11 protein-coding genes are annotated in these 12,114 nt (G+C 63.1%); 7 read left to right on the top strand and 4 right to left on the bottom strand.

The window, feature by feature from the left end:
* The first annotated feature begins 13 nt into the window (after positions 1 to 13).
* From ACV17W_RS16075 to ACV17W_RS16085, 3 genes are all read left to right on the top strand, one after another.
* Positions 14 to 1,360 carry an amidase gene (locus ACV17W_RS16075; RefSeq protein ID WP_462593330.1) on the top strand — a complete coding sequence of 449 codons (1,347 nt, stop codon included), beginning with the start codon at positions 14 to 16 and terminating at the stop codon, positions 1,358 to 1,360.
* A gap of 71 nt (positions 1,361 to 1,431) precedes the next feature.
* A complete protein-coding gene (locus ACV17W_RS16080) occupies positions 1,432 to 2,832 on the top strand; it encodes an NAD(P)/FAD-dependent oxidoreductase (protein ID WP_462593331.1) in 1,401 nt (466 codons plus the stop codon).
* Positions 2,833 to 2,924: 92 nt separating this feature from the next.
* A complete protein-coding gene (locus tag ACV17W_RS16085) occupies positions 2,925 to 3,587 on the top strand; it encodes a GntR family transcriptional regulator (protein ID WP_462593332.1) in 663 nt (220 codons plus the stop codon).
* Between the two features lie 124 nt (positions 3,588 to 3,711).
* On the opposite strand, the gene ACV17W_RS16090 is transcribed toward ACV17W_RS16085, so the two are convergent.
* The 4 genes from ACV17W_RS16090 to ACV17W_RS16105 are packed head-to-tail and all read right to left on the bottom strand — an operon-like array spanning position 3,712 to position 7,688.
* Positions 3,712 to 4,485, bottom strand: coding sequence for an enoyl-CoA hydratase/isomerase family protein (locus ACV17W_RS16090; protein ID WP_462593333.1), 774 nt, complete (start codon positions 4,483 to 4,485; stop codon positions 3,712 to 3,714).
* A 1-nt stretch (position 4,486) separates the two neighbouring features.
* Positions 4,487 to 5,455 (bottom strand): Bug family tripartite tricarboxylate transporter substrate binding protein, encoded by a 969-nt coding sequence (locus tag ACV17W_RS16095; protein ID WP_462593334.1) that lies wholly within the window; start codon positions 5,453 to 5,455, stop codon positions 4,487 to 4,489.
* Between the two features lie 38 nt (positions 5,456 to 5,493).
* On the bottom strand, positions 5,494 to 6,498 hold the full coding sequence (locus tag ACV17W_RS16100; RefSeq protein ID WP_462593335.1) for an NADPH:quinone oxidoreductase family protein: 1,005 nt from the start codon (positions 6,496 to 6,498) through the stop codon (positions 5,494 to 5,496).
* 5 nt (positions 6,499 to 6,503) lie between these two features.
* Positions 6,504 to 7,688, bottom strand: a complete 1,185-nt coding sequence (locus ACV17W_RS16105; RefSeq protein ID WP_462593336.1) for a CaiB/BaiF CoA transferase family protein — start codon at positions 7,686 to 7,688, stop codon at positions 6,504 to 6,506.
* Positions 7,689 to 7,875: 187 nt separating this feature from the next.
* Between ACV17W_RS16105 and ACV17W_RS16110 the strand changes: the two genes are divergently transcribed.
* The 4 genes from ACV17W_RS16110 (at position 7,876) to ACV17W_RS16125 (ending at position 12,034) form a co-directional block, all read left to right on the top strand.
* Positions 7,876 to 9,042: an acyl-CoA dehydrogenase family protein gene (locus ACV17W_RS16110; protein WP_462593337.1), complete on the top strand. Its 1,167-nt coding sequence runs from the start codon at positions 7,876 to 7,878 to the stop codon at positions 9,040 to 9,042.
* 19 nt (positions 9,043 to 9,061) lie between these two features.
* Positions 9,062 to 10,132 (top strand): hypothetical protein, encoded by a 1,071-nt coding sequence (locus tag ACV17W_RS16115; protein ID WP_462593338.1) that lies wholly within the window; start codon positions 9,062 to 9,064, stop codon positions 10,130 to 10,132.
* A 22-nt stretch (positions 10,133 to 10,154) separates the two neighbouring features.
* Complete coding sequence (locus ACV17W_RS16120; protein WP_462593339.1) at positions 10,155 to 11,306, top strand: CaiB/BaiF CoA transferase family protein; 1,152 nt, start codon at positions 10,155 to 10,157, stop codon at positions 11,304 to 11,306.
* A 122-nt stretch (positions 11,307 to 11,428) separates the two neighbouring features.
* Entirely contained in the window at positions 11,429 to 12,034 is a 606-nt protein-coding gene (locus ACV17W_RS16125) for a TetR family transcriptional regulator (RefSeq protein WP_462596573.1), read from the top strand.
* The last annotated feature ends 80 nt before the right edge of the window (positions 12,035 to 12,114 follow it).

Raw genomic sequence — 12,114 nt, forward strand, 5'->3', positions numbered from 1 at the left:
AGGAGTTGTTTCGATGTCAGCAGAACGTAGTGAGTCCCGCGCAGCCGAACGTCGGCCCGCCCCGTCCCGCATCAGCGCATTGACCCTGGCTGAAGGCCTGCGGGAAATGGACGCCGGAAAATTGACCAGCGAGCAATGGACCCAGGCATGTCTCGAGCGTATCGAGCAGCGCAATCCAGTGGTTCAGGCATGGGTCTATGTCAATGCCGACAAGGCACTCGAGCGCGCGCGCGAGGTTGACCGCAATGGTCGCAAGCAACGCCTGGACGGGGCTCCGCTGGGCTTGAAAGACATTATCGATACTTCCGACATGCCCACTGAACTGGGCGACCCTGAAATCTTCCCGAATCGGCGCCCCACCTCAGATGCGGCCATTGCACAGCTGGTGCGCCAGATGGGCTTCGTGCTGTTGGGCAAGAACACGGTTTCACGCCATTCGATCATGCTGCCTGGCCCAGCCCGCAATCCGCACGACCCGTCGCGTACACCCGGTGCCTCGTCCGCCGGATCCGCGGCCGCGGTGGCGGACTTCCAGACTCCGATTTCGCTCGGTACCCAGACCGGTGGCTCTATCGTGCGTCCCTCGACCTTCTGCGGGGCGGTAGGGTTCAAGCCAACCATGGACACGCTGCCTTATGCGGGTCTGCGCCGCTACTCGCGCCCGCTCGACACGCTGGGCGCCATCGCCCGGTCGGTGGCCGACCTGTCGATCTTCTTCGGAGAAGCCTTGGGCGACCCACGCTACGACATCGACCTCCCGGTCCGTCGCGATTTCACCGTGGGCGTGTGGCGACCGCTGGGCTGGGACGAAGCGGAGCCCTGCGTGCGAGAGGCGTTCGATGATGCGGTGCAACGGCTGCAGCAGGCGGGCGTGCGCATCAAGGTGCTGGACATGCCCAAGATGTTCACCCAGATCGCCGACGACCACGACATCATCATGGCGTACGACCTGGCCCGCTCGTTCAAGGAAATCCGCCGCGATCATGAAGACAAGTGTGATCCGGCCCTGCTCGAGTACCTCGACAAGGGTGAACGCGACACTGCTGAAGACTACGGCCGCACGCTCGACCTGGCCGACGCCTGCCGGCGTGCCTTCATCGACGTCGCTCGCGATATCGATGTGCTGGCTACACCCGCCACGCTGGGCGAGGCTCCCGACATCAGCGACACGGGCAGCAACATCTTCATCCGCATCTGGACCTTGTTGCACAACCCCGCATTGACCTTGCCCATAGCCCGTGGCCCCCGTGGTCTGCCGGTGGGGCTTCAACTGGTGGGGTTCCAGAAAGAAGATGCCCGCTTCCTGTATTGGGCGCGCTGCGTCGAGAACATTCTCGGCACTCGCGTGAACGAAGTCTGAGTTGCCCTGATGCGGCTGGCAACCCGCCCCCGTGCGGGCAGGTTGCCAGGGCCTACCAATGGGATTTCCATATGAGCAGTCTGTGGCTGGAGCAGGCTAGAGGCAGCGAACCGCCTTGCCCTGCGTTGCAGGAGTCGTTGCAGGTTGATGTCTGTATCGTCGGGGGCGGATACACCGGTCTATGGACGGCATTGCATCTGAAAGAGCAATCACCGGGGCTCACGATTGCCATCATCGAGGCCCGCGAGTGCGGTTCGGGCGCAAGTGGACGCAACGGTGGTTTCGTGCTCAGCTGGGCGGCCAAGTTCGAGACACTGTTGAAAGTATGCGGCCCGGAAGAGGCATTGCGTCTGTTGCGGGAGTCCGAGCGGATTGCCACGGATGTGGCGGCTTTCCTGGGGCAGCACCAGATCGATGCCCAACTGCGGCAGGATGGATGGCTCTGGACGGCCAGCAACAAGGCGCAGGTCGGATCCTGGAAGTCGTGCATCGACGCGCTGGCGCGCCACGGCCAGGCACCCTTCACGGAACTGAGCCCCGACGAGGTCCGGCGCATGTCTGGCTCGCGCCAGCAGCTGGCCGGCGTATTTGCACCGGCAGCCGCGACAGTACACCCCGGCCTGTATGTGCGTGGGCTCCGGCGGGTGGCGCTGGCAAAGGGCATACGCGTGTTCGAGCACACGCCGCTGCAATCCTTGCAGACGCGTCCGTCGCTGCGCGTCGGCACGCCACAGGGTGAGCTGCGGCCTCGCAAGCTCGTGCTGGCCATGAACGCCTGGAGCTCGCGCTTTCGCGAGCTCAACAAGGGCATCGTCGTCGTTGGCAGTGACCTGGTCGCCACTGCGCCGTGCCCCGAGACGCTTGCCCGCATCGGGCTGGTCAACGGCGTGGCCATATCGGATTCGCGCCTGTTTACGAACTACTATCGAAACACGCAGGCAGGAGAGATGGTGTTCGGTCGGGGGGGCGGCGACTTTGCCTTCGGTGGCCAGATCGGCGGCCTGTACGAAGGGCCCTCGCGATACGCCCGTGAGGTCGCTGACCTGCTGTATCGGTTCTATCCCGAATTGCGCGCCAGCGGTATTGTGCGCAGCTGGTCCGGACCTATCGATCGCAGCATGGACGGCCTGCCGTGCTTCGGCCATCTGGGAGAGCATCCCGACATCGTCTATGGCTATGGCTATTCGGGCAATGGCGTCGGCCCGACCTACCTGGGCGGAAAGTTCCTGGCGTCCATGGTGCTGGAACGCAATGACGCCTGGCGAAATTCACCGATGGCGCAAGGACTGCGCGGAAGATTCCCGATCGAGCCCTTCAGATACGTGGGGTCGCGCGTCGTTAAATCCGCGCTGGTGCGTAAAGAAGCTGCGGAGGATCGCGGCCAGCCTGCCTCCAGACTGGATATAGCGTTGGCGGGCCTGGCGCCTGGCGGGCTGGTGCCGGTGAGCCGCAACCCTGAGTCACGGCGATAGATTGTATGTTTTTTTGCATGCAAAATTGCATGGTTAATTAGCTATACTTTATTGTTTCTTCTCTTATTTCAGCAGCGGCGATTCTCGACCTTATGACCCAAGCCAAACGTCAGGGCAGTTCCATTCAGGCCGTACTGGCCAACCTGCGCGAGCAAATTTCCCTGCAGACCATTCTTCCCGGGGCGCGCCTGACGGAAGAAGAACTCGTCGAAAACTATGGAATCCCACGCGCCATGGCGCGCGAAATCCTGGCGGTGCTCGAAGACCGGGGCATCGTGCGGCGTATCCCCAACAAGGGGGCCGTGGTCGCGCATGTCGACATGCAGGCCATTTATCACTATTACGATGTGCGTGAGGCCCTCGACGGCATGATGGTGCGGCTGGCCGCCAGCCAGACCAAGCCCGACGATTGGGCGGACCTGGTCGAGCAGTTTGGCGAGCCATTCCAGAAGGCGCTTGAAACCGGTGACGTCGACAAGCTGATCGCCTTGATCGAGAAGTTCAGGAACCGCCTGCAAGCCGCCGCCAGCAATCCGATCTTGTCGGATCATGCCGATCGCATCCACGAGCGCATACGCGTGGTGCGCCAGCGCGTCGCGTTGCTGCCTGGGCGCGCGGAAACCATGGTTTTTGATTACCGCGCCGTGCTGGCCGCCGTGGCGCGATCGGACGCCGCCGAAGCCGAGCGGCTCATGGGCGTACTCAACCGCAATAACCGCGAAGCGATCAAGAAATACGAACGCTACGTGTTGTAGCTGGTGGAGCGTGCTCCGCGGCGTAGCGTCGCCGTGACGGAGCGCCGGTGCAGCGAACGGATTCAGCGGCTGGCCTGCACCGCTGAATCCCAACCGCTACGCCGGGTCCAGGAGGCAGGTCGGATCACCGCCCTTGAAAATCGGGCTTGCGCTTCTCGACGAAGGCCCGAGCCCCTTCCTTGCGGTCCTCGCTGTCGTAAGGGTTGGGCCCCACCGATAATCGCAGAGCAGCGGAAATCGGCAGGCCGATGCTCTTGGACGCGACCGCCTTCATGCGTTGCACCGAAAGCGGCGCATTGCTGGCGATCTGGTTGGCCAGGCGCGCAACCTGCTCCGCGAGTTCGGAGGCCGGATAGACGCGATTGACCAAGCCGAGCTCGCGCGCGAGCAGGGCGTCCATCAGGTCGCCCGTGTACAGCGCCTCCAGCGCCAGGCCACGAGGAATCAGCTGCGGAAGCACGACGCTGCCGAAGTTGGCTCCCATCCCGACCCTCGCCTCCGGCAGTCCCAGCCGTGCACTGTCGGCCGCCACACGTATATCGCAGGCCAGGGCCAGTTCGCAGCCGCCGCCGGCGGCTACGCCATTGATGGCCGCGATGGTGGGCTTGGCCATCTCGAGGATGACCTCGTTGAGATTGCGCGCAGGGCCGTCCATCGGATGCAGCATGCTGCCCGCGGTGTCCAGTTCTTTCAGGTCCACGCCGGCGGAGAAAGCCCGGTCCCCCGCGCCGGTGTAGACCACCACCCGGACGGACGGATCGCGGTCTAGCGTTAAAGAGACGTCAACCAGCCGTGCGAACGTCGACGTCGCCAGCGCGTTCATCCGTTGGGGGCGGTTGATGGTGACCCACGCCGCCCGATCCTGGATGTGCACCAGAACTTCATCGGCTGCGGTCATCTCAGCTGGCCGGTTTCATGTTGGCGCGCTTCATCACTTCCAGCCAGGTCTTGCGTTCGCTTTGCGCGAAATCGGCGAACTGCTCGGCGGTCAAGTTGCTGGGAGTCACGCTCAGCGCTTCCATGCGCTTGAGCGCGTCAGGCCGCGCGGACGCTTCTCGCATGGCCTTGTTGATGGCGTCCACGATTTCGGTGGGCGTGTCCTTGGGCACCCATACGCCATACCATGCGGTTACGTCGAAATCCGGAATGCCGAGTTCCTCGATCGTGGGGACGTCGGGCAGTTCGGGCATGCGCTTGTTGGTAGATACCGCCAGCGCCCGCAATTTGCCACCACGGATGTGAGGCATCACGCTGGCGGCGGTGGAATAGAGCAGGTCCACGTGACCGCCCATGACGTTGGTCAGCGCCGGCGCGGTGCCGCTGAACGGAACGTGGGTCATGTCGAGCTTGCCCTGGAAGGCTACCCGCTCGCCCGTCAGGTGTGGCAGCGAGCCTTGGGCGCCGGAGGCAAACGTGATGTTCCGGGTCTTGGCTGCTTCCAGCACCTGCTGGAAGGTCTTGTAGGGCGAATTTTCGCCGGTGACCACAATAATGGGTGCCGATCCCAACACGCCGACCGGGCGGAAATCTTTCAGGGGCTCGAACGGCAGGTTCGCGAACATGCCTTCATACATCACGTGCTGCGAAGTATTCGCCAGCAGTGTGTATCCGTCCGGCTTGCTTTGCGCGACGAGGCGCGCCCCGATGGTGCCGGCCGCCCCGGGCTTCGGCTCCACGACGATCGGCTGCCCCAGAATGCCAGCGACATCGTCGATGATGAGGCGGGCAAACGTTTCGGTAGTCCCTCCGGCCTGGTAGGGCGAGATGAGCGTGATGGGGCGAGCGGGGTACTTGTCTTGGGCTTGCGCTGTGGCTGCGCTGAAGGCCAGCAGGGCGGCCATGCCGGCCAGGGTGATGCGTTTGAACACGTTTGTCTCCTTTTGAGTGCCTTGATGAAACAGGGCCGCTATGGCTGCGGCCGCATAATGACTCTGCCGATCGCCTCTCGGCTTGCGATCATGTGCAATGCGGTCTTGAATTCGGAAAGGGGAAGTGCCGCGTGGATGCGCGGCCGGATCTTGCCTTGCGCGGTCCAGTCGAACAGCTGCGCGTAGGCTTTCCTCAGCTTCGCGTCTGTGCCGGGGGCGGCGGGATGCCTGGCCCACCCGAAGTAATAGCCCCAGTACACACCGATGACGCTGATGTTCTTCACCAGTGCGATATTGGCCGGAACCGTAGGAATGACGCCGCTGGCGAAACCCATCGGGATAATGCGCCCGTCCGGGGCGATGCATCGCAGCGAGGTGTCGAAGGTCGGGCCGCCGACGGGGTCGTAGATGACGTCGGCTCCGCGACCGCCGGTCAGTTCCAGTACGGCTTCACGCCAGTCGCGGGACCGATAGTCGATGGCATGGTCGGCGCCGTGCTGGAGTACGACCTCTTGTTTGGCCGCAGACCCGGCCGTCGCGATCACTGTGGCGCCCAATGCCTTGGCCACTTCGACCGCAGCCAGGCCGCTGCCACCGGCAGCGCCGTGCACCAGAACGACTTCTCCCTCTGCCACCTGGGCTCGCCAGTGCAACGCGCCGTAAGCGGTGCCGTAGATCGTGGGGAACTGCGCGCCGGCCTCGAAGTCGATTCCGTCCGGAAGATGAAAGACAGTGGCTTCAGGGGCGACGACTTGCTGCGCATAACCTCCCGACTGGACGCCGGCGATGACACGCTCGCCAACCTGGAAGCGCGAGGCACCCGGACCCGTTTCCACGACGATCCCGGCTACCTCTGTGCCGGGGATGAGCGGCAGCGGCGCCCGGTTCTGGTGCTTGCCTTCCATGACCAGAAGGCTTGCGAAGCTGGCGCTGCACGCATGTACCTGGATACGCACCGCACCCTCCTGCAGGGCAGGAGGCGCGATTTCTTCCAAGGCCGCGACGTCCGGGCCGCCGTACTTCCGGCAGACTACTGCTTGCATGGTGTTCATCCTCGTGCCGCTCCGCTTGCGAATAGGGCTTGTACCTGGTCCTCGGAGAATCCGGCTTCCATCAGAACTTCCCGGCTGTGTTCTCCCAGACGCGGCGTGGGACGAGTTGCGCCCGGCTGCGTCGCCGACCAGGTGCTGGTGCGGGTCATGCTGCGTATCCTGCCCTCGGTAGGATGTTCCACGTCGGCGAAGAAACCGGTTTGTTGCAGATGGGGGTGAACCAGCAGCGATTCCATCGTTTCTATTCGGGCGACGGGGATGTCTGCCGCTTCAAGGCAGGTGATCCAGGCATCGGTGGGGCGTTCGGAAAGGATCTCGGACACGATGGCGTACAAGGCTTCGAGATGCTCGGTGCGGTCCGCCATTTTGGTGAAGCGCGCATCCTGTATCACTTCGGGTCGACCGACGGCGGAGAAAAACGCACTCCATTGCCTGTCGGTAAGCACCATCATGCACAGGAAACCATCCTGCGTGCGGAAAGGCCGGCGGATGGAGGCATAGCGCTGGAATACCGGTGGGCCGATAGGAGGCTCGAACGTCAGCCCCGCCATGTGGTCTGCCAGTACCAGTGAAGCGATGGATTCGAACATGGGAACTTCGATGTGCTGGCCCTGGCCTGTGACGGCGCGGTGATACAGCGCGCCCAGGACAGCGTTGGCGGCGCATATTCCGGTGACACGGTCGGCCAGTGCCACTGGAGCGTATCGCGCGGGCTCATCCGGAGCGCGCAACGATGCGATCCCCGTGGCAGCCTGGATGAGGTCGTCATAGGCCGGCTTGTCCGCATGCGTACCGCCTTGCCCGTAACCCACGATGTTCACATAGACGACATCCGGGTTGCGGGCTGCGACTTGCTCATAGGCCAGGCCGAGTCGTTGCATCGCCTTCGGCCGCGTATTGCAGACGACCACGTCGGCCTGCTCGGCCAGCCGCATGAAGGCGGCTTGGCCGCCTTCCAATTTCAGGTCCAGCACGACGCTGCGCTTGCTGCGGTTGGTATGAAGGAACATCGCACCCATGCCGCGGTGCCGGGCGGGGCCGAGGTCCCGGATGCTGTCTCCCTCGGGAGGTTCGATCTTGACGACATCGGCGCCCATGTCACCCAGGATTTGCGTGGCGACAGGCCCTGACAGCGCAGCCGTCATGTCCAGTACCCGTATTCCGTTCAGTGGTCCGCCCATGGAGTCGTCCGTTAGCGGCCGCCGTCTGGCGGCTGGCCTCATCGTTAAACATACTACTTAGTATCATCTTAAATACGTGGTTTGACAAGTAGCTATGCTCAAAGGGAATTTTTTTATAAAGGTACTGGAAGCGGTGAATGATACCGAGTAGTATGTATCGCGGTACACATGGATGGAGAACCGAACCGTGACAGTTCTTTGGCAGCCCGCACTAGATGAAGAAGCCTTGCGGTGGCGTGAGACGGCGCGCCGTCTCACGGACAAATACTTTGCGCCGGCGGCCGACGCCATCGACCGCGAGCAGCGCTATCCGGTCGAGCATCTCGAACCCCTTCGTGATTCGGGTGTCGGCGGCATGTTCATTCCCCGTCAGTACGGCGGCGGGGGGGCGCCCCTGACGGCGCTGGTGGCCGTGGTGGAATCGATTGCCGAGGGATGCGGCTCCACCGCAGCCATCATGGCCGCGCTTTCGCTGGGGGCCTTCCCCGTACTGCTGGGCGGCACCGAGGCGCAGAAAGAAGCGTTGCTCGGCGGCCTGGCGCGCGAAGGCGTGGCGGTGAACTTCGCACTGAGCGAACGCGGTGCCGGCTCGGACGCCGCGTCGATTCAGACCACGGCCGTGCGCGAGGGCGACGGCTGGCGGATCCGAGGCGAAAAGTGCTGGCTGGGCAATGGCGGACATTCCAGGCATTTCATCGTGTTCGCGCGCACTGGCGAATGCGGGGCCCGGAACAACATCACCGCCTTCTGGGTCCCGCGCGACACAGAGGGCGCCGTGGTGGATTTTTACGAAGACAAGATGGGTATACGCGGCACCACGACGACGAATTTCAAGGTCGATGTCCGGGTACCCGCCACCAGCATCGTAGGGAAAGAAGGGCAGGGCCTGAAGCTCGCCCTTTCAACCCTCAACGTTGGCCGGGTGGTTGTTGCCGCTCAAGCGCTGGGCATAGCAATGTGCAGCTATCGCGCGGCGAGCCAGTTCGCGGCGTCGCGCCACGCCTTCGGCCGCGCCGTGATAGACCATCAAGGCGTGGGATTCATGCTGGCCAACGCGGCCACGCAGCTGTCGGCGGCCCGTATGATGCTGTACGAAGCGGCTCGCGCGTACGACAGCGGGCAGGACATCAGTGTCCTGGGTGCCATGGCGAAATTGTTTGCCAGCGAAGCCTCGCACACTGTGTGCGACGATGCGGTGCAGATCCTGGGGGGCCGGGGGTATGTCAAACCCAGCGTGGTAGAGCGTTGCTATCGCGACCAGCGCATTACAGAGATCTACGAAGGAACTTCGGAAATCCAGCGTGTCGTGATCGCGCGCGCCATCAAGCGTGAAGCAGAGGCCGGTGCATCCTGATGCACTTGCCGGCAAGATAATGGAGCATAGAGTGAACCAAGATCCCAGCTCAGAAGACCCGACCTCCGCCTGGCGCGCGGTAGCCGAGTGGTATCACGCGTACTTCACGGGCATTGTTCTGTACGTGTCCTCGCGGCACGGTACGGCCGCCACGGCAGAACTGGTGTACGAAATCTTCTGCCGGCAACGCCGCGAACGTTTTCTGCTCGGTTTACAAAAACTCGGCCTCGACAAGCTGCCGCATGCGGTCGCCGCCGCGCAATACCACTATCTATCCAATCACATTGGCGGCGTGCATGTCGAATATATGCCGGAGTCCGACCGCAAGGCCTGGATCCGCTACGCCGCGCCGCGCTGGATCTGGTCGGGGACGGCGCTGTGCGGAATCGCGCCGGAAGTCTCTCAGGCGATGCTGCGCGGCTGGCATGCACAGAACGGCACGATGTTGAACAATCCGCGCCTGGGGTTCGTCTGCACCAAGCAGACTGTCGACGGGCAGTCCGGCCTGGAAGGCTATTACTACGAGTACGATCGGGACCTCTTGCCCCATGAGCGCCTGCGCTTTGCCCGAGGCGAAGACGCGCCGGATTTCGACCCCGACAAGGCGCCGCGGCTGCCCACGGATCAATGGCCGGCAACCAGGCTGGCTAAGGCGCACCGCAATTACGCCATGGAATATGTGCGCTCGGCGTATCCCACTGCGCTGCAGTTGTGGGGCCCGGACGAAGCCGCCCATCGCCTGGGTATGGCAGCCCTGATGATCGGCATGCAGTTCTACCACGAAGTCGCTCGGGCGCTGGGGGGAAATTACAAGCCAGACGCGGAGGGATTCGCGCGCTTCGTCGCTGACCTGGGCGCCGCCCATGGCGACACCTGCGAGATCGAGCAACACCTTGATGGCCGCCACGAGGTACGCCAGAGCGGCTGGGCATTCATGGATGGCATCGACGAGTTTCATCCGGCGCTCGCCAGTGCCTGGAACGGGCTGATAGAGGGTGCCCTGCAAGCGCACAATCGGCGCCTGTCAATGACCTTCGACGTCCGTGCTGTCGGCAAGGAATACGAACTGACATGGACCATCGGCAACTAGACACATGGCGAGGAGCAGAGGCATGACCGAGCAGCAATATCCCGACGGGGCGCTTGCGGGCCTGAAGGTGGTGGACGCCGCCAGGGTGTTGGCCGGTCCTTTCGCGGGACAGATCCTGGGTGACCATGGGGCCGATGTCATCAAGATCGAAAGTCCGGAAGGAGACGAGTGCCGTGGGTTCGGTCCGCCGTTCGTCAACGAAAGCTCGGCCTACTTCAATGCAGTGAATCGCAACAAGCGCAGCGTGGTTCTCGATCTGGGCCAGGCCGGCGAGCGCGAGAAGCTGTTTGCCTTGCTGGACACGGCCGACGTACTGATCGAGAACTTCAAACTGAGCACACTCAAGGCCTGGGGAATTCCGCAGGCGCAGTGGTTCGTTGAACGATTCCCCCGGCTGATCCACTGTCGTATCACTGGCTTTGGCGACGAAGGTCCCTACGGGGGCTTGCCCGGCTACGACGCTGCCGTGCAGGCGATGGCCGGCCTTTTGTCGATCAACGGCGACCAGGCGGGCGAGCCGGTACGCATCGGCGTTCCGGTGGTTGATCTCACAACGGGCATGAATGCTGCAATGGCGATCCTGTTGGCGCTACAGGCGCGGCATCGCACCGGACGCGGTCAGATGGCCGATGTCAGCTTGTACGACAGCGCCGTTTCGGTGGCGCATCCATTTCTGGCCAATTATCTGCATTCGGGCAAAGTGCCAGGCCCCTCGGGCAACCAGCATGCGAACATCGTGCCGTATAACGTCTACCGCACCGCCACCGTGCCGTTGTTCGTGGCCGTAGCCAACGACAGATTGTTCGCCAGACTGTGCCAACACCTGGGTGTGGCTGGCCTGCCGCAAGATCCGAGGTTCGCCTCCAACCGCGCGCGGGTCGAGAACCGCGAGGTGCTGGAGGCAGAGCTGCGCGAGGCGTTCTCCAGGGTTGACGGTGAAAAATTGGGGCCGACGCTTCTCGGTGCGGGAGTGCCGGCGGCGCCAATCCTCGACATCCGCGCGGTCGCCAACGCCGAGCATGCCAAGTTTCGAGGCATGGTGGTTCAATCTGCCGACTATACCGGCCCCGGCATTCCCATCAAGCTCAGCGCGACGCCCGGCAGCATTCGCGTGCCCGCTCCGACACTGGGAAACGCGGTCATCGCCGCCAATGAAAACCTGTTCGATACTTGAACGGCGCCGCGGCGTACGAGCATGCTTTGCCGCTATACTGCCGTACGCCGCCAGCCAGATTTGCATACACCGTGATCCTGACTTCCGAACTTGAAAACTGGGTGGGCATTGATTATGAAAGCATGCCTGCCATCCAACTCAAGCTGCTGGACGCGGCGGCCAAGGCGTTCACCACCTACGGGTTCACTGCGGCGTCCATCGATGTAATCGCCAGCCAGATCGGTGCCACCAAGGGCAGCGTCTACTACCACTATCGCAGCAAGACCGACTTGTTTTTCGCCGTTCACAAGCGTGCAATGGTCATGAACCTGAAGACCCAGGTTCCGGTTGCCTGCAATGAAACGCTTGGTCTTCGCGAGAAGCTCCATCGCATGGCCTACTTGCATGCGATGCTGATGATGGACTCCCTGTACTACCAGCGGGTCACGGTGCAAGGCATTGAGCTGCACCAGTCCGTCAGCACCACGCCCCTGGAGCGCGAGGCGCTCGCAGAAGTGATCGCCATGCGCGACGCCTACGAGGCGCTGTTTCTCGATGTCGTGAGCCGCGGCATCGACCAGGGAACATTTGCGAAGTTCGACCCCTCGTTCGCCGTCAAGAGTATCCTCGGCGGGCTCAACTGGATCACCGTGTGGTACCGGCCGCGCGAAACCGAAGGGCCGGACTTCAAGGAACGCGTGGCGACGCAGCTTGCCACGCAGGCAATATCAGGTATAGCGGCCGGCTGATGGCGCCTGTCATGGCCCTGGGCGGAAACTGCCACCCTTACTAGCACCGGGCCGGCTGCCGGCCGCGCCTTCGGCGGCCG

This window comes from Bordetella sp. MIP270_01_BMS (assembly GCF_054958705.1).

Bases quoted from the DNA above. Each gene is read 5' to 3' on its own strand.
- ACV17W_RS16125 (WP_462596573.1), top strand. From the start codon at position 11,429: ATGCCTGCCATCCAACTCAAGCTGCTGGACGCGGCGGCCAAGGCGTTC.
- ACV17W_RS16105 (WP_462593336.1), bottom strand. From the start codon at position 7,688: ATGGGCGGACCACTGAACGGAATACGGGTACTGGACATGACGGCTGCG.
- ACV17W_RS16085 (WP_462593332.1), top strand. From the start codon at position 2,925: ATGACCCAAGCCAAACGTCAGGGCAGTTCCATTCAGGCCGTACTGGCC.
- ACV17W_RS16100 (WP_462593335.1), bottom strand. From the start codon at position 6,498: ATGCAAGCAGTAGTCTGCCGGAAGTACGGCGGCCCGGACGTCGCGGCC.
- ACV17W_RS16115 (WP_462593338.1), top strand. From the start codon at position 9,062: ATGGAGCATAGAGTGAACCAAGATCCCAGCTCAGAAGACCCGACCTCC.
- ACV17W_RS16090 (WP_462593333.1), bottom strand. From the start codon at position 4,485: ATGACCGCAGCCGATGAAGTTCTGGTGCACATCCAGGATCGGGCGGCG.
- ACV17W_RS16120 (WP_462593339.1), top strand. From the start codon at position 10,155: ATGACCGAGCAGCAATATCCCGACGGGGCGCTTGCGGGCCTGAAGGTG.
- ACV17W_RS16080 (WP_462593331.1), top strand. From the start codon at position 1,432: ATGAGCAGTCTGTGGCTGGAGCAGGCTAGAGGCAGCGAACCGCCTTGC.
- ACV17W_RS16075 (WP_462593330.1), top strand. From the start codon at position 14: ATGTCAGCAGAACGTAGTGAGTCCCGCGCAGCCGAACGTCGGCCCGCC.